At 37.7% G+C, this 24,577-nt stretch carries 18 protein-coding genes; 6 read left to right on the top strand and 12 right to left on the bottom strand.

The genetic code is table 11. From position 1 onward, the window contains the following. Positions 1 to 2 precede the first annotated feature (2 nt). Both maiA and hmgA read right to left on the bottom strand, forming a co-directional pair. A complete protein-coding gene (maiA, locus tag I6F42_RS02160; protein WP_197150548.1) occupies positions 3 to 632 on the bottom strand; it encodes a maleylacetoacetate isomerase in 630 nt (209 codons plus the stop codon). 2 nt (positions 633 to 634) lie between these two features. Continuing rightward, a complete protein-coding gene (gene hmgA / locus I6F42_RS02155) occupies positions 635 to 1,936 on the bottom strand; it encodes a homogentisate 1,2-dioxygenase (protein ID WP_197150545.1) in 1,302 nt (433 codons plus the stop codon). 150 nt (positions 1,937 to 2,086) lie between these two features. On the opposite strand from hmgA, the gene I6F42_RS02150 reads away from it, so the two are divergent. Beyond that, complete coding sequence (locus I6F42_RS02150; RefSeq protein WP_197150544.1) at positions 2,087 to 2,518, top strand: MarR family winged helix-turn-helix transcriptional regulator; 432 nt, start codon at positions 2,087 to 2,089, stop codon at positions 2,516 to 2,518. A gap of 51 nt (positions 2,519 to 2,569) precedes the next feature. Here the strand turns inward: I6F42_RS02150 and I6F42_RS02145 are convergent, their stop codons facing one another. The 3 genes from I6F42_RS02145 to I6F42_RS02135 all read right to left on the bottom strand — a co-directional run bounded on the left by I6F42_RS02145 (position 2,570) and on the right by I6F42_RS02135 (position 10,248). Continuing rightward, positions 2,570 to 5,650, bottom strand: a complete 3,081-nt coding sequence (locus tag I6F42_RS02145; protein ID WP_197150542.1) for a TonB-dependent receptor — start codon at positions 5,648 to 5,650, stop codon at positions 2,570 to 2,572. Between the two features lie 342 nt (positions 5,651 to 5,992). Further along, a complete protein-coding gene (locus I6F42_RS02140; RefSeq protein WP_010553957.1) occupies positions 5,993 to 9,220 on the bottom strand; it encodes a TonB-dependent receptor in 3,228 nt (1,075 codons plus the stop codon). A gap of 167 nt (positions 9,221 to 9,387) precedes the next feature. After that, positions 9,388 to 10,248, bottom strand: a complete 861-nt coding sequence (locus tag I6F42_RS02135; RefSeq protein ID WP_010553956.1) for a S1/P1 nuclease — start codon at positions 10,246 to 10,248, stop codon at positions 9,388 to 9,390. 240 nt (positions 10,249 to 10,488) lie between these two features. Between I6F42_RS02135 and I6F42_RS02130 the strand changes: the two genes are divergently transcribed. Together I6F42_RS02130 and I6F42_RS02125 are read left to right on the top strand one after the other, a co-directional pair. Next, positions 10,489 to 11,367: a hypothetical protein gene (locus tag I6F42_RS02130; RefSeq protein ID WP_197150670.1), complete on the top strand. Its 879-nt coding sequence runs from the start codon at positions 10,489 to 10,491 to the stop codon at positions 11,365 to 11,367. Further along, positions 11,360 to 12,304, top strand: a complete 945-nt coding sequence (locus I6F42_RS02125; protein ID WP_197150534.1) for a hypothetical protein — start codon at positions 11,360 to 11,362, stop codon at positions 12,302 to 12,304. The genes I6F42_RS02130 and I6F42_RS02125 overlap by 8 nt, the downstream gene beginning before the upstream one ends. Positions 12,305 to 12,330: 26 nt before the next feature. Here the strand turns inward: I6F42_RS02125 and ushA are convergent, their stop codons facing one another. Both ushA and I6F42_RS02115 read right to left on the bottom strand, forming a co-directional pair. Next, a complete protein-coding gene (gene ushA / locus I6F42_RS02120; RefSeq protein ID WP_197150533.1) occupies positions 12,331 to 13,965 on the bottom strand; it encodes a bifunctional UDP-sugar hydrolase/5'-nucleotidase UshA in 1,635 nt (544 codons plus the stop codon). Positions 13,966 to 14,057: 92 nt separating this feature from the next. Next, positions 14,058 to 14,228, bottom strand: coding sequence for a hypothetical protein (locus tag I6F42_RS02115; protein WP_010553952.1), 171 nt, complete (start codon positions 14,226 to 14,228; stop codon positions 14,058 to 14,060). A gap of 258 nt (positions 14,229 to 14,486) precedes the next feature. Here I6F42_RS02115 and I6F42_RS02110 point away from each other — a divergent pair, with 258 nt between their 5' ends. Beyond that, positions 14,487 to 15,236 carry a peptidylprolyl isomerase gene (locus tag I6F42_RS02110; protein WP_197150527.1) on the top strand — a complete coding sequence of 250 codons (750 nt, stop codon included), beginning with the start codon at positions 14,487 to 14,489 and terminating at the stop codon, positions 15,234 to 15,236. 64 nt (positions 15,237 to 15,300) lie between these two features. On the opposite strand, the gene I6F42_RS02105 is transcribed toward I6F42_RS02110, so the two are convergent. Continuing rightward, complete coding sequence (locus I6F42_RS02105) at positions 15,301 to 15,717, bottom strand: MAPEG family protein (RefSeq protein WP_007582427.1); 417 nt, start codon at positions 15,715 to 15,717, stop codon at positions 15,301 to 15,303. A 238-nt stretch (positions 15,718 to 15,955) separates the two neighbouring features. On the opposite strand from I6F42_RS02105, the gene I6F42_RS02100 reads away from it, so the two are divergent. Further along, positions 15,956 to 18,838 carry an insulinase family protein gene (locus tag I6F42_RS02100; RefSeq protein ID WP_197150525.1) on the top strand — a complete coding sequence of 961 codons (2,883 nt, stop codon included), beginning with the start codon at positions 15,956 to 15,958 and terminating at the stop codon, positions 18,836 to 18,838. Positions 18,839 to 18,905: 67 nt separating this feature from the next. On the opposite strand, the gene I6F42_RS02095 is transcribed toward I6F42_RS02100, so the two are convergent. Further along, positions 18,906 to 20,288 carry a Na+/H+ antiporter NhaC family protein gene (locus tag I6F42_RS02095; RefSeq protein WP_197150522.1) on the bottom strand — a complete coding sequence of 461 codons (1,383 nt, stop codon included), beginning with the start codon at positions 20,286 to 20,288 and terminating at the stop codon, positions 18,906 to 18,908. Positions 20,289 to 20,611: 323 nt separating this feature from the next. Between I6F42_RS02095 and I6F42_RS02090 the strand changes: the two genes are divergently transcribed. Next, positions 20,612 to 21,118, top strand: a complete 507-nt coding sequence (locus tag I6F42_RS02090) for a GNAT family N-acetyltransferase (RefSeq protein WP_165724926.1) — start codon at positions 20,612 to 20,614, stop codon at positions 21,116 to 21,118. Here the strand turns inward: I6F42_RS02090 and I6F42_RS02085 are convergent. The 3 genes from I6F42_RS02085 to I6F42_RS02075 are packed head-to-tail and all read right to left on the bottom strand — an operon-like array spanning position 21,115 to position 24,541. Further along, positions 21,115 to 21,723: a PqiC family protein gene (locus tag I6F42_RS02085; protein WP_007582431.1), complete on the bottom strand. Its 609-nt coding sequence runs from the start codon at positions 21,721 to 21,723 to the stop codon at positions 21,115 to 21,117. The two genes, I6F42_RS02090 and I6F42_RS02085, sit on opposite strands and share 4 nt — an antisense overlap. After that, the gene (gene pqiB / locus I6F42_RS02080) at positions 21,723 to 23,378 is read right to left on the bottom strand and encodes an intermembrane transport protein PqiB (protein ID WP_007582433.1); all 1,656 of its coding nucleotides are present in this window, start codon (positions 23,376 to 23,378) and stop codon (positions 21,723 to 21,725) included. Before pqiB ends, I6F42_RS02085 begins: the two co-directional genes overlap by 1 nt. Next, positions 23,375 to 24,541 carry a paraquat-inducible protein A gene (locus tag I6F42_RS02075; RefSeq protein ID WP_010553945.1) on the bottom strand — a complete coding sequence of 389 codons (1,167 nt, stop codon included), beginning with the start codon at positions 24,539 to 24,541 and terminating at the stop codon, positions 23,375 to 23,377. Before I6F42_RS02075 ends, pqiB begins: the two co-directional genes overlap by 4 nt. Positions 24,542 to 24,577: the final 36 nt, after the last annotated feature.

The following is a 24,577-nucleotide window of genomic DNA, read 5'->3' as shown; positions in this document are numbered from 1 at the left end:
GCTTAATTTGCATCGGGTTGATTTTGCGGTGCAGCATCATTAAATGCAGCTAATTTATTACAGTGTTCGTAAATAGCTGCAATTTTTGGATAAGCGCTCATATTTACGTTAAAACGAATTGCATTAAATACTTGCGGCACTAAACAAATGTCAGCAAGTGTTGGTTGATTACCAAAACAGTAGTCATCATTTTCGTTTAGCATCAGTTCTATTTTTTCAAAACCAACTTCTATCCAATGTCGATACCACTTATTTTTAGCCTCGTCATCAACACCTAATTCGTTCGATAAATACTTCAGCACGCGTAAATTATTAACAGGATGAATATCGCAGGCAATGGCAAAGCTTAAATTTCTTATTTGTGCTTTTTGCCACGCAGTTCCTGTAATTAATGGCGATTGCGGATAAGTTTCATCAAGCCATTCCAGTATTGCAAGCGATTGTGCTAAAACACCATCATCGGTTTCAAGTGCAGGTAGTAACCCTTGCGGATTAGTCGCTAAGTATTCTTCCCCAAGCTGCTCTGATTTTAAAAGGTTAACAATAGCAAGTTCATGATCGATTGCTTTTAAGTTAAGCGCTATACGCACTCTATAAGCCGCTGATGAGCGAAAGTAGCTGTATAATTTCATAATTAACCCTGTGAACCTGTAAATTGTTTTTTAATAGTACGCCAGCAATCGGTGTAATTTGGTTGGCGCTCTTGTCCTTCTAATGCATATTTTGTCGGTGAAATTATATAGCGCGACTCAAACATAAAGGCCAATGTGTTTTCGTATTTTTGTGGTGTAAGCTCAGCGTTTGACGCTTTTTCAAATACGTCGGCTTCAGGCCCATGTGGCGACATACAATTGTGTAAACTTGCGCCACCAGGTACAAAGCCGTGCTCTTTTGCATCATACACACCTTCAATTAAGCCCATAAATTCACTCATAATATTGCGGTGATAATAAGGCGGGCGGAATGTATTTTCGGCTACCATCCAACGCGGTGGAAATATCACAAAATCGACATTTGCCATACCCTCAGTAGCAGAAGGAGAGGTTAGCACAGTGAATATAGACGGGTCGGGGTGATCAAAGCTCACTGTATTCATTACATTAAAACGCGATAAGTCGTATTTATAGGGTGAGCTATTACCTGTCCATGCAACAACATCAAAAGGAGAGTGCTTTATTTCACAGCTGAATAAATTACCGTTAAATTTGGAAACAAGCTCAAAGTCACCTTCTTTATCTTCAAAGGCAGCAACGGGGTATTGAAAGTCTCTGTCGTTCGCATAACCGTTGGCACCAACAGGTCCTCGCTCTGCAAGCTCTAACGCATGGCCATAATTTTCACAAATATAACCACGGGCTGTATCATCAATTAAATCAACAGAGAACTTAATTCCTCTGGGTATAACAGCAATTTCACCTGGTTTAATACTTAACTTGCCGCACTCGGTGTGAATTAATAACTCACCTTGCTGAGGGACAAACAGCATTTCTCCATCAGCATTGCAAAAGTAACGCCCTTGCATTGACTGATTAGCGACATATACATGAATGCCAATACCAGATTGCCCATTAGCGCTGCCATTAGCTGCCATCGTTACCAAGCCATCAATAAAATCAGTAGGTTGCGAGGGCATATCAATAGGGTTCCAACGTAGCATTGTTGGTGGTGTTACGGCTTCAGTGATTGGGGCTGTTCTTATTAGGCCGTTATCAATTGCTTGGTAATCACCTTGCACTACAGACGGACGAAGGCGGTAAAACCAAGTGCGGCGATTTGAAGCGCGAGGAGCCGTAAATGCAGTCGAACTAAATTGCTCGGTGTATAAATCGTATTTAACTTTTTGTGGGCTAAATTGTCCTATCGGCAATGCACCGGGTAGCGCTTGTGTTTCAAATTCATTACCAAAACCGGTCATATAACTTAATTGTGTCGCCATTACTGACTCCTGTGAGAGGGGTTGGTTTAATATTATTTTTATTTCAGTTAAGATACTCTCAAGTGAGACTAATATCAAATGTGCAACTGCGCATCTGCGTAAATATTAATGAACACCAAGGTAAACCTTACAAAGCTGGGATAACTAAAAATGAAAATTGATTTAGCAACGTTTTTACCTTATCAATTAACGAATGTAGCAACACGTGTAAGTAACGACTTTGCCGAGGTTTATCAAACTAAGTACGGTTTAAATATTCCCCAGTGGCGAATACTTGCTAATTTAGCGCAGTATGGCCAAAGCAACGCAAAGGATTTATGCGCGCAAGCAAATATGGACAAGTCGACCGTGTCACGCGCGGTAAAAGTTTTAATAGATAAAGGTTTAGTGAGAAGTGAGTTAAATGAGCAAGACAAACGCGCGGCCTTACTTGTACTGAGCAAAGCAGGGAAAAGCTTATATGAAAAAATAACGCCCGATGCACTGAATTGGGAAAAACAATTGCTGAGCACTTTAACCAACGAAGAATACGAAGTGTTAGTGACTATTTTTGAAAAGTTAAATAATAAATTAAAGGCATAAAAAAGCCCACAAAGTGGGCTTTTAAAAGATGTTTTAGGTTACAGTTCTAAATTAGAAATCGTATTTGATACCTACTCGCATTTCCCAAAGAGAAGGGTTAACTTCTATACTTGTTCCTGCTGGATTGTTAAAGCTATTGTAAACATATTTACCATCAACAATATCAGCTGTTACGGCACTTTGAAGAGATGAACCGCTTTCTAACACACCCCAGTCATCATTTAACATATTACCAATATTGGCAATAGTAAAGTATGCAGCGCCTTTGTGGCCTTCTTTAAACCCTGCAAACTCTTGTTCTACTTTTAAGTCAAAAGTAACCCACCAATCACCATCAATACTATTTCGCTCTAGTATTTCACCGCGGCTCAGACCTTCACTACTAATCCAATCATTAAATGCTGTTAAATCAAAATCAGGTCCATAGCTAACAGTGCTATCGTCAACCGTTGGTACATATAATAATTGACGAGCATTATCATTATATCCAAAAGTGAAATTATTTTCATTTTCGAATGAGTAAGAATACGGCGATGTTTTCGATGCTTGGCCAAATAAGTTAAATTTAGTGTCATAACCGTCAAATAGCTCATAGCTATAAGCTAATGACATCGTGAAGCGATGTGGAATCTCATAATTTGATGTAGCAACACCTGGGTTTTCTGAGTCAGAAACAGCAATCCCATGGTAATTAGAGAATGCCACAGAGCTTGTCATTGGATGTACGTCTTTAGACTCTGTATAAGCATATGAAAGAGATAGATCAATTCCATTATCAAACGATTTACTCATACCAAATGATAATATATGAGAGTATGCATCGTCACCATCAACGTTTGTTAACAGGAAGTCTGAACCACCATTATAAATAGGGCGTCCATCAGGGGCCGTTCCAGTTTGTTCATATGCTAAATTTTGAACAATCGCTGAGTTTCTCTTATCAGTGTATAAATAATCTACGTTAAATACATAGTTATCTTCAGTGATATAGGTACCACCTAGTGAAAACTTCCACTCTGATGGAATTTCAAAATCAGGGTCAGTAACATTTACATCAGCATCTGCACCACCTAGCCCTACAGTATCATATAAACTTTGAGGAATATCGTAGCCAGGTTGACCATTGCCATTAAATGCTATCGTGTCAGCACCTAAGATTTGTAAATCGTCACCGCGAACTTGGACATTACGCACACCATCGTTCGAATAACTGTTAGAAATCCACACATTTGGATTACCACCTGAGTATAAGCCAATACCACCACGTAACTCTAATTGGTCATTATAAATCCAGTTAACACCTAAACGAGGTTGCAATAAATCAACACCATCAAGATTTTGACTATTTGAATAACCATAGCGGTCTTCAAAATTTTGGTTGAATGTTGGAGTATCATCACTCGCATACCAGTCATAACGAAGACCAACAGTAAACGTTACATCGTAGTCAACTAAATCAAATTTATCTTGAGCATATAAAGTATTTAAAGCATATTTAAACTCACCAGCAGCATCATCTGGATTTTGACTTGCCGCATTACCGTAATATATACGATCAGCTAAACCACTTTCAAAATCTGTTATAGAGTTGAAACGGTACTCACCTTGACTATGCTGTACAAATAAATTGAAAACATCTAGTTCCTCTCGTTCGTAGCCAAACGAGATTTCATGCTCTTCTAAGTAATAAGTACCGGCAAGTTTAAGCGATAAGTTATCGTAATTAAGTTTGTTTGATTGACGTGAATCATCCGGACCAAGGTAAACAGTTACATCACCTGTGTTGATTTGGAATTCACCAAAGCCTGATGCTGCATCTATAGAGTTTTGACGATTATCAAGCTTTGAGTATCCTACACGGATTTCAGTAGAAAAATTATCAGTCCAATCAGAGTAGAATGAAGTTACATAAGATTCTAACTTTGCACCACGTTCATAGAAATGGTTAGACAGAGCTAAACGCTCTGAACCAGTGTCTGATTGTGAAATTGCAAAGCCATCATTGTAATTGTATAAAAAGCTTGCTCGATGGGAATCATTAATATTCCAATCTAACTTCACTAAGATTTTTTCATCTTCAACAGGCATACTTGGGATTAAAGAACCTGGATCGTATGCATAGTTATCAATCGCTATTTGTGTTACTCGATCAATAGTCGCTTGATCTATACGACCATTTACAAAAGGTGAGTACTCAAAAATTTCTGCGCCTTCTAATTTTTCGTATGATGTAAATAGGAATAACTTATCTTCTATAAGAGGAAGACCTACATTAAAGCCATAACGTTTTTCTGAGTAATCGCCTAGATCCTGCTTATTACCTTTAATTGAATCTCCAGACAGTGAGTCATTAGTGTAATCATAGAAGAAACCACCAGTAAGTTCATTTGTACCAGATTTAGTTACTGCATTGATGTTACATGATGTAAAGCCACCGTACTGAACATCAAATGGAGCAAGCTCTACTGCAACTTGAGCGATAGAATCAAAAGAAAAAGGGATTCTTTCTGTAGGGTAACCACTTGAATTTAAACCAAAGTTATCGTTCATGCGAACGCCATCAAGGGTTAGGCTGTTAAATCGAGGGTTACCACCACCACAATTAATCGCGCCAGCATTTGTTTCGTCAATGTAAATTCGAGGGTCTGCTCGGATTATATCTTTTAAATCGCGATTGATGGCTGGTTTGTTTTCTAAATCACTTAATGAAAATGTTGACGCAGGGCCTGTACCACCAGATTGAGAACTAATAGGTGCACCTGTTACAACAATTTGCTCCATTTGTTCTGAACTCAAAGCAACAGTAACTGGATAGGTTTGACCTAGTGTTAAATAAATATTTTCAAGCTCAGTATCTTGAAATTTATCTGAGTCTACAATTATTTTGTATGGACCACCAACACGTAACCCTTTAGATGAAAAGCTACCAGCTTCATTCACTGTTGTCGTTTTAGTTGAACCTGATGGGACGTGTATAACTGTAATTTTAGTACCGACCGCAGGACTACCATTTGGCCCTGTAATTTGACCTTTTACAGATGATGACGTTTCGTTAGCCATTGCAGCGCCACTCACACCAACACATGCTGCTATAGCAAGTGAAAGAGCTGTTTTGCGTAATTGAGTTTTCATTTAATTTTCCCGTGTAGTTATTAATTAAATTTTTATATTTTTATTTTAAATTTTGCAAAATAAACAGTTTAAGTTCATTTTTCAAAATCCGTTACTAGTGTACCTTATTTATTCGTTACAAATAAAATACAACTGCAATATATTTTTAATAAATAGTAATATATTTGTCTATTTGAGTGCTTTTTTTGAGCAATAACTCTATTTCGGGATATATACTACGTGGGGTTTATGACAAAAATGTGAAATTGTAGCGTGGAATATAAAAACCCATTACAAATTTGCAATGGGTTTATTGTAACTTACAAATAACTTAACAAGTTATTGATGTAGAGTTTTTAAGGCTTAAAACTTGTAGCTAATACCAATTTTAGCCTGCCATGCAGAAGAACTAGTTACATACTGGCTATAGTTACGAACGTCAGCACCGTCGTGTCGAGGGTCAATTTTGTAACGACCATCAGCATCTAAACCTTCAAAGTCATATACGGCTTGGTCAGAAAAGCCTAAACGTTTTTCAACACCCCAATCGCTATTTAATAAGTTTGCAAAGTTATCAACCATGAAATAAATTTCACCGCTGTGACCTTCAGCAAAGCCAGGTATTTCTTGTTTGATACTTACATCCATAGTAGTTACCCAAGGTTGAGTGCCTGAGTTACGACCTAAAATTTCACCACGCTCTGATATACCAGCACGATTTAGAAGCGTTTCTAATTCATTCCAAGATAAACCAGACTCATCCCAGTTTACATTTGGATCATCAGCACCTGTAGGTATATAAGCTAAGTAAGCTGAGCTACTATCAAAGTCTTTAGTATCACCTAAGCCGCGCTCTTGGTACATACCCATAGTGTAGCTAAAAGGGCGGCCCGAACGACGTTCAAAAAATACGTTAAACTTAGTTGCGTAGCCACTAAAAAATTCAGTGTTATAAGCCAAATTAACTTTAAAGCTGTGCTCTACTTCGTAAGAACCACGGTCAGCAAAATCTTCATTGCGATTACGTGTAATGTTGTACTGATAATTACTTTGTGCACGTGAAGAAGAACCAGAAGATGCTTCAGTTACGTCTTGGTGTGCGTAGCTTGCTGAAACGTAAAGACCATTTTCGAACTCTTTTGCAAGACCCGTTGAGATAATAATTGAACGGCCATCGTCAGATGAGTTAGTCATTGCAATATCAAAGTTTTGATCAAGGTCACCGCTATAAATACTTTCGTTGATTACACGCTCACCATCGGCAGCTAAACCAACAGGTTGGATAGCCGTGTTATGCCATACAGCTTCGTTCTCTTTCTTATGGTAAGCAATTTCAGCTTGCCATTTAAATCCATCGCCAAGCAATTCTGAGTCAAACTCATACTCAAAACCAACTTGAGCACGAATACTTGAAGGTAATTTAAAGTCAGGGTCAATGTAGTTTGTGCTACCAGTACCTTGCACTAACGAATTTTTAATTGCGTCAGGCACTTGTGTAATATCAGCCTGGTTGTTTGCATAATAGTTGTTAACGAAGTTTTCTGTCGGTTCAACAATTGTAATACCATCATTTTGGAATGAGTTGTTATACCAAACATTTGGAATGCCACCTTGGAAGCGACCTATGCCACCGTTGATGGTTAATGCTTCAGTTGCATAATATTTAAAGCCTATACGTGGTAGGAAAATATCTAAGCCATCAAGATTTTCTTGGTTATTGAAGTCATCAACTCCATATAATGCGCTGTAAGCATTAACAAAATTTTCATTACGTGTTGGTTTATCATCTGATGATAAACGCTCATAGCGAATGCCTGCTGTTACTTCTAAATCGTCACCAACGTAAAACGTATCCTCAATGTAAAGCGCTAATTGGTTGCGCGTGGCATCATAAGCGGTGTCATTTGGATTGTTTGTAAATGCGTTACTGTAAGAAAAATCGTAAGTGCCGTCGTAGTTGCCAACTTCACGGTTTTCGAAGCCTTCAAAGTTATCAAACTCCCAAGAGCCTAATGAATTGGAAGCAAATAAGTTGTATAAGTTTAACGACTCATACTGCATACCAAAGTTAATCTCATGGTCATCCATTAAATAAGTTGCATCAAACGTGAGTGTTAAGTTTTCAGTTGATGCGCTATTTGCATGGCGGAATTCGTCGGTACCAAACTCGTAAGCAGGACCACGATAGTATTCTTCAACTTTAACGAAACCGATGTCAGAATTTGTTAAGCTTCTAGATGAAACATCTTTATAAGCTATACCAATTTCAGTTGAGAAGTTTTCATTCCAGTCTGAGTATAATTTAGTCGCAAAATTATTAAATTTAGTGGCGTAAGTGTAACGGCTTGACGCTAAGCTTACAGTGCTTCCGCCAGTACCAACATTTGTTTCGTCTTTGTCATCTTGCCATTGGTAAGTAAAATCTAGACGGTGGGCATCATTAATGTTCCAGCTTAATTTAACAAGTAATGACTCGTTTGTATCTTTAGGATCGCCACCTAAAGAGTCAGTTAATCCATATTCATTACTTAAAATGTTAAGAAAATTATTGTAATTATCTTCTGTTACGTCGTACTCGTTCGTTGCGCCTGAACCTTCAAAACCATAATCCAAATCAAGTTCACTTGTCCACTTGTTGTAGTTTACAAAATAAAACAAAGTGTCGTCGATCAACGGTCCGCCAACATTAAAACCATAACGTTTCTCAGTTTGGATTGGCTCAACTTTTTCAATAACATATGTACGATGACCATCTTCATCTAAAGCCGGTCGGCCATCAGTATAAACTTGAGAAATACTGTCTACATCGCCTGCAATATCAGGAGTTGATGTTTCATAAAAACCAGAAAACTTAAATTCGTTCGTACCTGATTTTGTTACCGCATTAATGGTACCGCCGCCAAAGTTACCTTTAGAAGCTGAAAATGGAGATACATCAACAGAAATTTGTTCAATAGCATCAAGTGCAACTGGAGGCTGTGAAGTTGGGTAACCACCGTAACTTAAGCCAAAATCATCGTTTTGGCCGATGCCATCAACAGTTAAACCATTTGATCGAGGGTTACTACCTGCAAACGTTAGCTCGCCATTACCGTTAATACTCGCAAGTGGGTTTAAACGCGCAATATCTTTAATATCGCGATTAAAGCTTGGCATATTTTCAATAGTGTCAGAGCCAAATGTACTGCTAGAGCCACCTGATTGTTGAACGATTTTATAACCAGACACTTCAATCTTTTCGATGTTTCGTGGAGCAAGCTGCGAGCTTAAACGGTAAGTTTCACCAAGGTTCAAGTAGATATTTTCAACAGTGGTATCGTTAAAGGTATCAGAATCGATGATAACCATGTAAGGACCACCTACACGTAAGCCGTTGGCTATGAAAGTACCACTTTCGTTTGTAGTTAGTTCGCTAATAGTTCCCGTTGGTTGGTGAACTACTTTAATTTTAACGTTTGCAGCACTGCCACCTGAAGGCGTCGTAATTTTACCACGCATTGCAGAAGAAGTATCAGCAGCCATTGCGCTTGTAGAAACACCTAGCGCTAAAATTATAGCACCAGTTAATTTCGAAAGACGAAGCTTAGTCATAATGTTGATTTCCCGTGTTATTAATGTCAAATTTATAGTTTTAAATATACTTATAAGAACCAAGCTAATGGGCCTTATTAAGCTTTGCAGTATTTAAATTATGTATTGCTTGTTAATCATATTTCTTTGATTTTACTTTTCTAGTATTACATTAATATGAAATACATCTAGTTAGTTTGCTTCTTTTCAAAAGCTAAAGCTGTTTCTAACTCTTTTGCAGAAGGGTCAAATAAGGCATTTAATAATCCTGCTAATCGAATACCCGCTTGCTGTAAGCGCGTTTTTATAATTGGAGTATTGTTATATATGTAGCTATAACCAATTTCGTTGTTGGTATATTTATAAATTTTTGTGGCTAAATTATGAGATTCTTCAACCCATGTCATAGGTGAGCTTTGTAAATACTGTGCAATTAACTCGCTGTTATTTGTATCAATAAATTGTGCGTACTCAGTGAACGACAAGTTTTCGTTTTCAACTAGCTTTGTATCCCAAAGGCTATGAAGATTTGTTTCTTCGTTAAAAAATGAAACCTTAATACGGTTACCACCTCTGTCTTCACCTCTACCTGCATGAAATGGTTGATGGCTATCACCTACTAAATGCACTAAAAAACGCAAACTGAACTGTTTAGCATCTAAGGTACTGTTGGTATCTGTAAGTGTTTGCATTGAGTAATGAATACCTTCAAGGATATTACTTACAGATTCTTTATTTTTAGTGTGATCGTGATTGAAGCTGAAAGATTTTCCTGGTGCTGCATTAATATAATGCCAACGAGATGATTTCTTTTGCCAAAACTCGCCAGGAGCAGAGCGCATTTCATCAGGCCACGTTGATATTTGAGCTAGTGACTCACCATCTAAATAAGGTTTAATTGCTGCTTTAGTTGTTTCGCTTATATGAGATTGTGCAATCTGCCCGACAATACGATGGCCATTTTGACCCCAAGCATGTGAGTCGGTGCTTGTGAATATAGCACTAACCAAAAGTGCAGAGGATATCGAGTACTTTAAACTGTTATGCATTAGAACTTCCTAAATGAATATTTCATGGCGTTGCTATAGGCTAATGCGGTCAATTGTCCTTACTTTTGGTGTCGATAGGAAGGACTCATTAAAATTCATAGTTTCTTATTTACATTACTTTTAAATCAATAGGTTATACTTGATAGGTAAAATTACTTGTTGTAATAAGTAAGTAAAATTGTTCAAATGCACTATATAATCTTTTTTTTGAGTAGCATTGCTTTGAATTTTAAAAATATCATGTTGCACAAGATGTTAATTGTTATACTTTTGTTTCTATTATTGGTCGTTACATGGGTTTTCGGTCAAGTTAGTGTACACAACGATGATTTACATTTTCCAGTTATGATTGAAACCTCAACAGAATGTCAAACAACTGCAACAAGTAATAAAGACCAGCTAATTGTTTTTACGCAATCAAAAAAAATAGCTAAGTTATTAACACAAAAGTTATGCTCTGATAACGTGGTGGCTAAGCAATATGGCTCTGTAAAAGGGTATTGGGGGTATAGAACGGCAGACAGCTTTGAGTTTGTGGGTAAAGGAATTGCTGACTTAATTTTGGCTAAAAACAATATTATGGCAGCCTTTAAAGCAGAGTCGACCTATAACTACCAGCCCGTTGTTGGTTTTTCTGACTATACGGCTTTTTTTATATCTTCTAAAGAAAAACCTCGAGTCACTAAACAATACTTTTTAGATAAGCGCATAGGTTTGCTTGATTATCCGACCAGCCGGTCAGGGCATATTTTACCAAAGCAAACGTTTAAAGAGTTGGATATTAATTTAGCCAATTTGAAAATCACTTATGCTAGCTCTCATAACGAATTACGTGATTTACTCGCTAATGGAAAAGTAGATATTATTGCTTCGTTTTGGAAAGAGAGCGACGAAAAACGCTTTTCAAAAAACTATATTACGCCATTGAGTAATAATATTTCTGGAACAAGATGGTATTTAAAAATGCAGCAAAACAACACAGATTTATTATGCGCAGTGCAGGAAAATTTGCTTGATATGTCTAAAGATCAAAGTTTGCATTACTATCAAAACGTCCAGCCATTTTGGCGCTGTGGCGCCAGCTCAGTAGGCTTAAAAGAGGAGGTTGGTGATGAGTAAGTATAAGCAATTACTTGTTATTATAAGTTTGTTTTTTATTTTGTCGTCTGTCTTTTATATTTCTGTAACTCAAAAAAGCCAGCAAGTAGCTAAACAAAAAATTATGCAGATCGAGAGGCAAATAGCACTAGATTTACCCTTACTTGATTTATCAAATGAGCTGCTTAAACACTCAGGCAATAAAGACGCGGTTAATAGCTACATTAAAATCTTAAATAGCTACATCAATTCGGATGATCTTAGGGTTGTTACTATTGCACCCAAAAGCGAAATAGTAACACCAATTAAGCACAACCAAACAATACGTAGTTTGAGTACAAACAGCGGGTTTGTATTAGTTGTACTTAGCGTTAAATACACTCATTTTACGTTGAGTCATATTATTTATTATTTAATGTTTTTTATTTTAAGTGTGTTGGTTAGCTTTTGGGTAAAGTTTGCGTTTATTAAACAAAGCAATAAGCAGTTTAATAATGCACAGCATCAATCAATTGCAGAGTCTACGCCGCTGATACTTATTGTTGACCTTAACGATAAAACATTATCAAGTAGTTGTAATTCAGAACAAAAAATGTGTTTAGCCAATAAGCCATTGTGCTTTTATTTAGCACTTGTAGAGTATTGTACAAATAATGATGATGTAACGCTTAGTCATAATAAAGATGTGCCAGAGGAGCTGCTAGAGCTTGCTAACAAGTATTTTTATAGGTTGATCGAACTCGGCCATACGGTTAGAAAAAGGCCTAATTTTAATAATAGTCTTGAAAAAACCTTAAGTGAAATACGTGCGGCATTAGATGAAATACTCAGCGAATATCCTGAAGAAAAAGAGTTATATTACCCACCTAAAGCATACGGGGAGGGTTCTCGCTCTCGTCTGCATAGTTATGGGCTGGCAAATATTAAAAAGGGCAGTATTGAAATAATAGGAAAGTAACAAGGTTACTTTCCTATTATTAGAGGCTATTTAGGAGTAAATTCAGCCGTTTTAAGAGGGCTGTTTTTTGATATAAAGTCTTGAAGTGCCTGGGCATCTGTTTCGTCTGTACTAATAAAGCCTTTTTTATTTGTAAGCGTAGGATAGCCATCGCCGCCTGATGCGTTATAGCTATTTAGACTCATACGGTACGTTTTATTTTTATTCAAAGGTTGTCCATTAATAACCACATTAACTAGCTGGCCATTTTTACGTTCAAACGATAGTTTATGATACTGCAAATAAGCACCTGCATCCGGTGGGAAGCTCGTTACTGTATTTAAATAGTCCCATAAATCACTGCCTTGCCAATCCATATAAGTAATACGATTTTTGAAAGGATGTACTTTTAAAATATCTTTATAGCTCACTTCACCAGCCTCTATTGAGCTGCGAATACCACCACCACTTATTAGTCCAAAGTCTGCACCCACTACATCCATTTGAGCTTGAATAATTACGCGTGCAAGATTTGTTTGTTGGTAGCGAACTTTGTTTCTGTCACCTTCTAAGCGAGCATCTACTTCACCTATAGTACCTTCAATTTGTTTAGCGCCTTTAGCTTGGTATACCGCTAAATAAGATTCAAGTTTTGAGTCTGGTTTAATGTACTCGTTTGCTAATACTTCTTTAGTTGAGCCATCAGCTTGTACTTTATCTACATACAAATTAACTGGCATCAGTTTGTAGTCTAGTAACGTTAATTTTCCGTTTTCAAGCTTAAACTCAGCTTTACCGACATACTTACCCCATTCATGGGCTTGCATAATGTAAGTACCGTTTTGTTGGTCTGGTTTACAGGCAAGACCTGGTTTAAAGCTATCGTCATTTACATTTGTATCGCTCATACATACAGGTTCTTGAGAGTGGCCACCAATGATCATATCAAGGGTGTTTGCAGGAAGTGAGCGAGCAAGTGTTACATCACCGGGTGCGTTAATACCAAAGCTAGCATCAACATAATGACCCATATGAGTCAGGGCGATTGTAATGTCAGGGTTATACTTAGCTTTTATTTCTTTAGCTAGTTTTGCTGTAACGTCAACAGGGTCTTTAAACTCTAAGTGCCCAATATACTGAGGATTACCAATTTTAGCTGTGTCGGTTGTTGTTAAACCAATAACAGCAATAGTTAATCCATTCTTTTTGAATATTTTGTAGCTATCAAACGCGTGTTCGCCTGACTCTTTTTCAAATATATTGGCTGATAGAAAAGGAAAATCCACCCATTTTTGCTGTTGCTTTAAAACATCAATAGGGTTGTCGAATTCGTGATTACCTAATGCCATTGCATCGTAACCAATCAAAGACATACCTTTAAAGTCAGGCTCTGCTTTTTGTAAGTCTGACTCAGGAATGCCAGTATTAATATCACCACCAGAGAGAAGTAGTACTGCATGACCTTGCTTTTGAGCTTTATTGCGTAAAGAGTCAATTAACGTTTTGCGAGCGGCCATACCGTATTCGCCTTTTTCGTTTTGCCAAAAACGCCCGTGGTTATCGTTAGTGTGAAGTACAGTAAGATATTGAGTTGCAGGAGAGTTACTTACACTTGAGTCGGTTGTAGCCGATGTACACCCAAGTACGCTTAAAAAAACTGAAAATAAAATAATTATTCGCATAAAATACCTGTCTATTAAGGCCCACTTAATTTATTGAGTGGCTAGTTTAAACTAGTTTTATGCGAAAAAAACGTACTTATTTACATTTCATCTTAATTACGGCTTGTCGCAGCAGTTTCTCTGCGCTTTAACTCTTTACTCGCATATTCAGATTTTTCATGATTTGCTGCAATCATCCACGTTAAAAAGCTGGCGGGTAGCTTTGTGTAAGCTTCGCCTCTGTGTAAACCAAAGTCACAAATAGTGTGTTGTGTGTTTGACATTATTATTACCAGTGTTTTTTATTTTGTTTGATAGTAACAAAAGTACACACAGGGGAAAGATGATTTAGTTTTAGCTGTTTTGATTTATATAACTTAAAAGAATATAGCTAAAACAGCTAAAACAATGTAATTAAAATGTTATCGATGTGGTCTGATTTGTATCAATATGCAATTTGCTCTCGATTTATTCAGTGAGTAATAATAACCTGCCTGTATATTAACAAAACATTTAAGTAATTATAACAATAGGAGTTAAATATGAAGAAGTTTTTCCTTGGTTCACTATTGGCAGCAGCTAGCTTTAGTAGCACTGCAACTATCGTTGAAATGAAAACTAGCCAAGGTATTATTGTGATTAATTTATTTGATCAAGACACGCCTAAAACAGTTGAAAATTTTTTAAGTTACGTTGATGATGAGTCTTATAATCAAACCGTGATCCACCGTTCACTGAGTGACTTTGTTATTCAAGGTGGGGGTTTTACTTTTTCTGACGACTTTGATCCAATTACTACTAAGCCTGCCATTATTAATGAACCTGTATTTTCAAATGTTAAAGGTACTATTGCAATGGCGAAAGTAGATGGCGATCCTAATAGTGCCACAAGCCAATGGTTTTTTAATATTGTGGATAACAGTGTTGGCAGTGCTCAATTAGACACACAAAATGGGGGTTTTACTGTATTTGGACAAATAACAGAGGCAAGCCAATCAACGTTAGATAAAATTGCAGCATTAGTACACTGTGGCGAAACACCCGTTGTTGGTATTACTGCTGAACAATGTGCAAGCACTGATGTAACAATTAGCAGTGCTAATTTAGTGACTATTCAAAACGTGGCGGTAATGGATGATGATCCTAATTCAGCCGCAGCTCTTACTGTTACTGAAAATACGCTAATTGATTCTAACTCATCAACAGATTCAGGTAGCAGTTCTGGCGGCGGGTTAATTTGGCTGTTAGGTGCTTTTTTACTTGCTGTACCTCGTTTAAAACGTGCTAAATAGTTAAAATTAACGGTAATGTGGATGGCGTAAACCAGCCGCCCACATTATTATTAAACTTTGCTGTTTAAAGTAATACTCGCCAAACCATCGCAAGCCAAATTGAAAACACACAAGCACAACCTAGTAAAAACACTTTAAAACGTGCTCGTACGTTATTTTCACCTAAATGAATAACACTATGCATAATACGTGTTGCTACAAATAAACAGGCCAGTATAGCCACAAGTGTACTGGCGCTATTTAGCTGTAGTGCAAGTAAACACCCCGCGTAAAAAAGCACAGGTATTTCAAACTGATTTGAAAAGTTTCTATCTGCAACCCTAATAGTGTCGCCAGCCTTATCTAATTGCATTGTTTTAAAATCGCTTAAATCTAATTGTTTGTTTTTAGCTGCTGCAAAGCGCCTTTTACCCATAATGAGCATGACAACCAGTGAAAGCGTAACTTGTGCAAACATGGCAAGTATGATGATTTTTTCCATTGTTTTTCCTTATTATTATTTAGAGTTTGTGTATCTTTTGATATTGAATGATTTTTAATCTCGAAAGTTGGCAGACTCGCAACTAATAGCCGATTATGAAGACATTTTTCACAATGTGTTACACAAAATAGCGTTATTTTGTAGAAAGTTATTAATTGAAAATGTTAGTTTAGCTTAACTATATTGCTTTGAATTGGCGCATGCTATTTTGCGCAATACTTTTTAATGGAAAACAAAAATGAAAAAGATTATTGGTTTTAGTGCTATCGCACTTGCGGTTTTAAGTGGTTGTTCAAATACAGCTTCGGTTTCTGTGGCGCCTCCGGCCTCTTTATTATCAGACACGTTAGTTTTAAGTCCTAACGATAACCGCGAATATAAAACACTTAAATTAGCAAACGACATTGAAGTTATTTTAGTGTCTGATCCTGGTGCTGAAAAGTCAGCAGCGGCACTAAGTGTAGGTGTAGGTTTACTACACGACCCGATGTCGCAACAGGGTATGGCGCATTATTTAGAACACATGCTGTTTTTAGGCACTGATCGTTACCCAGATACAAAAGGGTATTCTGATTTTATGACCAAAAATGGTGGCGCGCACAATGCGTATACTTGGCTCGATATTACTAATTACATGTTTAAAATTAATAACGACGCGTTTGATGAAGGGCTAGACCGTTTTGCCGACTTTTTTAAAGCACCTAAATTATACCCTGAATACACAGACAAAGAAAAAAATGCAGTAAACGCAGAGTGGTCAATGCGTCGCGAAATGGACTTTTTTGGTCAATTTAAACTAGCGCGTAAAATGATGGGCGATCACCCAGCTAATCGCTTTTTAATTGGTAATCTAGAAACACTTGGTGATAAAGAAAACAGTTCGCTTCATAAAGAAACGGTTGATTTTTATAATAAATATTATTCTTCAAATGTCATGAAAGTAGCGCTTATTTCTAATTTATCTATTGCTGAAATGGAGCAAAAAGCACAAAAATACTTTGCTGATATAAAAAATAAAAACATAGAAAAACCAACAGTAACTGCAAAACTTGATTTTGATAACGCTGGCGGAAAACGCGTGTTTTATGCACCAAATGAAGATGTAAAACAGCTACAACTTGATTTCACCATTGCTAATAATAATAGCGAATTTGCCCTTAAACCAAACCGATTTGTAGCGTATTTACTAAGTAATGAAATGCCGGGCAGCCCAGCGCAATTGCTTCGTGACAAAGGGTGGGTATCTCAGTTGTCAGCTTCAACTGCACCAAATCAATATGGTAACTACGGGTCATTAAACGTAAACGCAGAGCTTACAGATGAAGGCATGAAAAATCGTGACGAAATAGTTGCGACTATTATGCAGTACATCGATTTAATTAAAAAAGAGGGCGTTGATAGCAAGTACTTCAACGAAATTCGTACATCACTAAATAACCAATTTAAGTTTTTAGAAAAAGGTGATGAGTTTAATTATGTAAGTTCACTTACGCAAAGCATGCAAGACTATCCGTTAAATCACGCTATTAATGCACCTTACTATTATGCAAAATTTGACGCTGATGCTGTAAATAAAGTACTTGAGCAGTTAAATGCCGATACTCTTCGTATTTGGTATGTATCGCAGCAAGAAGAGACTGACTCGCAACTACACTTTTACGACGGCAAATACCGCATTAGTGATATTAGCGATGATGAAATTGCCAGCTGGAAAAAACCAAGCGAATTTAAGTTAGCACTACCAACTGTAAACAATTTATTGCCTGAAAATTTTGTAATAAAAACGCAAGCATTTAAAGAGCAAAAACACCCTGAGCTTGCTTACGATAAAAATGGTGTAAAAGTATGGCGCCAAGCAAGTCAAAAATTTGCAGAGCAGCCAAAAGGGCTTGTCGAAGTTTATATAAATACTCAACCCGGTTTGAACGATATTAAAGCAGAAGTCCTTTATTCTGTTTGGGCTGATTTATATAATATTCAACAAAGTCAGTTAAGTACCGAAGCAGCAATCGCCGGTATGAGCGTAAGCTTAGCACCGAGTAATGGTCTTGTTTTATCTATGAGTGGCTTTACAGATAAGCAAGATGTATTGCTTAAACAAGCTTTAACCGGATTAAAAGCCGATGAAACAGCACAAGCATTTAGCCAAGCAGTTGATCGCTTTAAACGTAATTTACTAAACCAACAAAAACAGTTTCCGTATGCACAAGCATTTGGCGAGTATTCAAAACTAACCCGTACAGGTGGTTTTGATACAGACGCACTTATTAAAGCCGCTGACTCACTGAGTGTTGCCGACTTAGCACAATTAAAAACAGCTACGTTTGCACAAAACGATTTACGCGTATTTAGTTACGGTAACTACAATCAGCAAGATATAGACGCGATTGCAGACGAATTAAGTGCAACATTACCAAGCAACCATAAACGCAGTGAATTTGCGCGAAGCAAAGCATGGTTGCCACAACCGGGCGAAACGCTGGTACTGCAAAAAGATATTGATGTAGCCGATGTAGCGGTGGTTGATATGACCGTTCACCCTGTTGCGGGTTACAAACAAAAAGCAGAAGCGGCTGTATTACAAAGCCACTTTAGAACAGTTGCGTTTGATAAAATGCGTACTGAGGAGCAACTTGCATACGCAGTAGGTGCATTAGCTCGCCCAATCGAGGATTACTCAGCAATTGGTTTGTATATTCAAACACCGGTTAAAGGTCCTAAAGAAATACAAGCTCGTTTTGATAAGTTTAAAAAAGAATACGCAGTTGAACTTGATAACATGAGCGAAGAGACTTTTGAGCAGCTTAAAAATTCAACCCTAGTATCGCTTAAAGAGCAGCCTAAAAACTTAAGTGACGAAATGAGCCCACTTATAAACGATTGGTACCGTGAAAATTTTACCTTTGATTCTAAGCAAAAGCTGATTGATGAAGTTGAAAAAGTAACGCTTGCAGATATAAAAGACTACTACAAGCAAACAATGCTTAATCCTAATGCGGCACGTTTAAATGTGCAATTACGTGGTACTAAGTTTATAGAAAGTGACTTTGCCGATTTACCAAATCAAACTAAAATCACAACGCTTGATGCCTATTACAATGGTATTAAACTACAAAAATAAGCTTTATTTATACAGCTAAAAATAAACCCCAATGTATTGCTACATTGGGGTTTTTATTTAAGCAAATTTAAGCCATTATTAAAAAGCCTATAACAGCTAATGCCGCAGCAATTAGCGTGTAAGGCAATTGTGTAACGGCATGGCTCATTAAATTACAACCAGAGCCTTGCGCTGCGAGTACGGTTGAATCTGAGTAAAAACACGCTTGGCTACCAAAAGAAGAAGCCGATAATAGCGCACCAATGACCAGTGGTATGTTTGCATCAACCGCATTTGCCAGTGGCATAACAATCGGAATTGATACAGCAAAAATACCCCAACTAGACCCTGTTGCAAACGCTAAAATAGCCATTGAAATAAATACCACGGCTGGTAAATATGCAGCAGTCATATAAGGGCTTAAGCTGCCAATAACAAACTGAGGTAAACCAATTAAGTCGCATACATCTTTAAATATAAACGCAGCTATAACAGTACCAATAGCGGGGATCATACTTTTAAAGCCATCAAGCATGCGCTCAATCATTTCACTTACGCTCATTAATTTTTGTAGCGCATAAAACGGGAGAGTGACCGCCATTGTTGCTAGTAAGCCTTTGTATACGTCTATTTCAAAGTAAACAGTAAATGCAACCAGTAAAATAATCGGCACCAAAAAGTTACGTAATTTACCTTTAGGATCAGCATCTTCAAAGTTTTCTTCAGCTGCTTTTACTGCATATTCATCCGCTGTTTGAACGTCATTGTATTGAGCAGGGTCGACTTGAGCTTGCTCAATTTGCGCCATTTGTTCTGCTTTTTTCATCGGACCAATTGCAGGAATAACACCTAGTACAACAAGTAAAACAACAAGCACTGCAAACCACGCGTAAAACATGTACGGAATAGCTTGAATATAAACAGCAATACCTTTGCCTTCTTCAGCAATACCGTTATCTACCAATAAGCCACCAAAAAATACCGCCCAAGTAGATAAAGGAACAAGTACACAGATTGGTGCAGCAGTAGAGTCAACAACATAGGCAAGCATTTCACGGCTAACTTTAAATTTATCGGTAATGCGTTTCATGGTTTCACCCACGGTAAGCGCATTTAAGTAGTCATCAATAAAAATAACCACACCTAAACAAAAGGTCATAAACAACGATGAACGCTTACCTTTAGTGTATTTAAGGGCTAGCTTGCCAAAAGCTGATGCGCCACCTGTGCGCACTAACAGTGCGATTAAAGCGCCAAAACCGCCACATACAAGTATTAGCCAGCCGATGGTTTCGTCTGTCATTACTTTTAGCGATGTACTCGCAAAGTTAGTAAGTACCTGTGCAGGATCGGCTATAACTAAACCAACTAAAGCACCAATAAGTAAAGATAAAATAGGGCGGCGTAATACAACAGCCAATACAACCACCACTAACGGTGGTAGTAAACTCAACGCAGAAGGTTCAAGCATTTAAGTATTCACAAAATTAAAAGCATGTATAAAAATTACAATAGTATTAATTTTTAAACTGCTTATACAAAAACAAAGAAGATGATAAGTTTGTTGTAAAATCACCTTCCAAGTCACTGCTTTTGTACGCGAGGGAGGGACACATAAACAGTTATGTTAAATAGCGGCTTAAGTGAAACGCGTTGGCTTTGGCGCCAGACGGTGCAAGGAGTGCAAACCGCTATTGTTGTGCCTGTAAAAACATCGGCGCAAAAATAATCCGCTTTTTAATTTCAGTCAACAAAAAGTTACATGCAAAACAAAGTTTTTTAGAGGAGCTTACATTGAACGCTGTATTTAAAACAAATCGACTGTTGTTGCGCCATGCAAATGAGCTTGATGCAGCTATTTTACTTAAGCTAGTTAATCAGGCGAGTTTCATAGAGCATATTGGTGATAAAGCAATCTATACCCTTGATGATGCCAAGTCGTACATCAATCAGTCATTTATTGCTTCTCATGTACGCCAAGGCTTTGGGCCTTACATTATTACTTTGCATAATGCTGTAGTGGTTGGCGTTGTTGGGTTTTATAAACGCGCCGCGTTACTGCAACCTGATTTAGGTTTTGCACTTGTAAGCGGTTTTGAAAAAAAGGGTTATGTTTTTGAAGCGGCCAGCGCACTTTTGCAACATAAGCATGAATTTGGAATTACAAAACTGTGTGCAATAACATCACCAGATAATAGGGCATCGCAGAATGTGTTGTTAAAATTGGGCTTTAAAATAAAGGGCAAGGCGGTTATCAATGATGATAAAACCGCCGTAATTATATTTTCACTTAATGATTAAAGTCTTGCTTGTTCTATTTGTTTTGCAACATTTAGGTTTATATTTAGCCATGTTGCTTCAAGCGTTGAAACTAAACCGTCGTATCCATCATCATCTATAGGTACTAGGTTTGAAAAATTATGAATACTTATAAGACGTCGGCCTGTTTCAGGGTGTGTGTAATATAAACGCCAAAGCCCTGAAATATCAGCGTTACCTTCCATATCGCCATTAAAGTGGTGAATTTCGTATTCAAGCTCATAAAACGTTTGCTGATCGAGTTCGGTAATGACCGGTAAGCCCTTTATTACCATCCAATTTGGCATAGCATTAAAAAGAGTTTGCTGGGCTGTTGCAGTGAGCATTACATCCGGCGATTCGCCCCACAGGTTGTAATTTGCGGCATGAATTTGGTTGCTATCTATTTTCATAGCAATACCTAAATTATTTAAAGCACCTCTAAGTACAACTGTTTGTATTCTTAATTGTGCGTCTGTGTCTGTCACATTTCGAGACGAGGCACCAATAGGCTGCTCAAACTGGTAATACTGTGTCGCAGTTTGTATTGATGAACTACAACCTGCCAATAGTAATAATAAACTTGCAGTTAAAAATAACGATTTCATTATTGCTTCCTTGGTTTTGGATCTGCTGGTAATGATTTATCAAAAATTAGCATATTAGGTTGCTCGTTTAATCCGCGAGTTAGAGGCTGTAGGCCCTCACTTAAACGTTTAAACTCTTTTAATGTTTGCTGTATTTGATGATGAAGTTCAGAACCTGCTTGGTAACTGGCCATGGTTTTATCAAATTGGCGCATAGTTACTTCAAACTGCTCCATACTTTTTGTCATCTTTTCGAAATTACGATTAAAGTCGCCTGGTAAGTTTTGTGTATCTTTTTGGCTTAGCAGCTCTCGCATTTCATTAGCAAGCGCTCGGTAATCGGTAAATGTGGCTTGCATTTGTTCTAAGCTATCTTCAACTTTTAAGTTATTTACTTTATTAAGTACGTCAGAGACTTGGTCTGCTAATACGGTTATGCCGCTAGAAATACTCGGAAAAACATCATACTGCACAAGTTTACCTAGGTGCGCTTGCGGTGCATCTGGGTATATATCAAAATCAACGTACACTGCACCCGTTAATAAATTACCAGGCTTTAACGAGGCGCGCATACCACTTTCAATCCAGCCTTTTAAACTACCTTGCCAATACTCTTTAGCTGAGGCACTGTCGTGATACAAGCGTCCGTATTCTACTTTTATAAGTACTGGAACCGCCGTATTATGGTTTCTAAAGTGGGCAGGTTTACCGTCAATAATTACATTGGCAGGGGTTTCAACAACAGTACCTACACGCATACCTCTATATTCGACAGGAGCACCTGTGCGTAGTCCTCGAACTGATTGTTCAAATTCAATGAGGTAGTAATCAAAATCGTAAAAGCGCTCTTCTAGCGCTTCTTTATAGCTTTGGCTTAATGAAAAGCTATGCCCATCTTGTGCTATTTCACCCGGGGCCTGTTGCTCAGGTAAGCCAACCGAAATGCCGCCTTTTAAAAGTTTACTTAAAGAGCCCGTATTAATATTGATGCCATCGGCAGATAGGTCAATTTCAATCCCTGCGTTCACCCAAAAAATAGAGTTCATGGTGATGAGATTTTGATAAGGTTCTTTAATAAATACGCCGTACTTCATTGCTTGGTTTTCCCAATCAAAAGTGGCGGTTTCTATTTGACCTATTTTGTAATTTTTGAAAAATATACCAGTACTCACATCAAGCACTTCAGCGTTGTAACTCATTAATTTGAAACGGCCACCTTTCACATCTTTACCAATGAGGGCGGGTTCGTCTTGTAATTTAAAACGCTCTTTTAGCTCTTTACTTTCACCGGGTGAAAACTCTAAATATACACCAGATAATAGCGTGCTCATTCCGCTAATACCCGTTTCATCAATGCGTGGTTTTACGACCCAAATTTTGGCATCATCAGTTAATAAGTTATTGTAGTTTTTGTCTATTTGCGCACGGGCAATAACGCTGTCTTGGGTGTCTGATAGTCGAACATGATCAATTTGACCTATTTTTACACTGCGCACTTTTATTTCAGTCTTACCTGCAATAATGCCCTCAGCTTGTGGCATCTCGATAAAAATTGTAGGGCCTTTATTAGCTTGGTATTGGTATAACATCCACATGCCCACTAACAGCGCAATTGCCGGAATGATCCAGATAGCGGAAATTTTCGGTTCTTTTGTTATTTCGGCAGTTTCGGTCATGCTTTGTTCTCTGATTTTTTGTTTTTAGGGGAATCCCACAACAAGCGTGGGTCAAAGGCATGGGCAGCCATCATTTGGCATATTACCATAACTGTAAAAAATACAATGCCTAATCCTGGTGTTACTGACATTAAATTACCCAGTTGAACTAAGGCAACTAAAATAGCAACCACGAATACATCTATCATCGACCATTTTCCAATAAACTCAGTCAGTTGATAAATTCGGGTATAACTTTTTGTATGTCTATTGGCAGGCCTCGTTACCATAAAGCATAAAAAGCTCAACACAAAAGCTTTAGCAAGTGGCACCACAACGCTGGCTAAAAATATAATAGCGGCAATAGGGTAGGAGCCACTTTTCCAAAGAGTAATAACACCACCAATTAAAGTCGAAGGGGATTCATCCCCAAGACTAGTGGTATGCATAATAGGCAACACATTAGCTGGAATATAACAAACAACAGAGGTAATTAGCCAAGCGGCTGCTTTTTGTACGCTGTAAGGATTTCTAACGTGCGTTTTTGTATGGCAACGCTGACAAATATTACCGGTACATAGTTGATGGCACACATGGCAGGCTTTAATATTTTCATCTATTGCACGTTTAGCATGCTCTGCGCCTTCGAGTACTTTTACAGGCTTTATTTGAGCCCATAAGCGTGGGCGATTTAAGTGAACAAGCGCGGCTATATATAAAATAACAAACCCCACATAAGCCCAAAAACTCGTGCCAAAGCTAATATCAGCCAGCGACATGATTTTAACCATACTAACAAGTACGCCAATTAAAAATATTTCCGACATAATCCAGGGCTCTAACGCAAGGGTGAACTTTAGTAGTCGCCTTGCTATGCCCTCTGGTAATGTTTTTAAAAGCCCAAGATGCAAAGGAATTAAAATAAGAAGCAAACCCATAGGCAGAGCAATAATGCTCAAATCAATAAATAAGCCAAGCAGTTCACTATCGTAATTAAATAAAATTCGAGCGGCGTCGGGCAGAGTAATAGTTTGAGTAATACCACTACTGCTAAAAGAAATAAAAGGGTAAAACATACTGCTCAGCAGCATTAATAGTGCGCTAAAGCTTAGTGCAACTATACGACTATCGTGATTAACATCGGCTTCGCAAAGTTTATGGTGGCAATGTGGGCATATCGCCATTTGTTTTGCGATTATGCGAGGTATATCTATGATCAG

The organism is Pseudoalteromonas sp. SWYJZ12 (assembly GCF_015864395.1).
Taxonomy (GTDB): domain Bacteria; phylum Pseudomonadota; class Gammaproteobacteria; order Enterobacterales; family Alteromonadaceae; genus Pseudoalteromonas; species Pseudoalteromonas arctica.
Note: the sequence above shows the minus strand (reverse complement) of the source record. Positions and strands in the feature narration are given on the sequence as shown.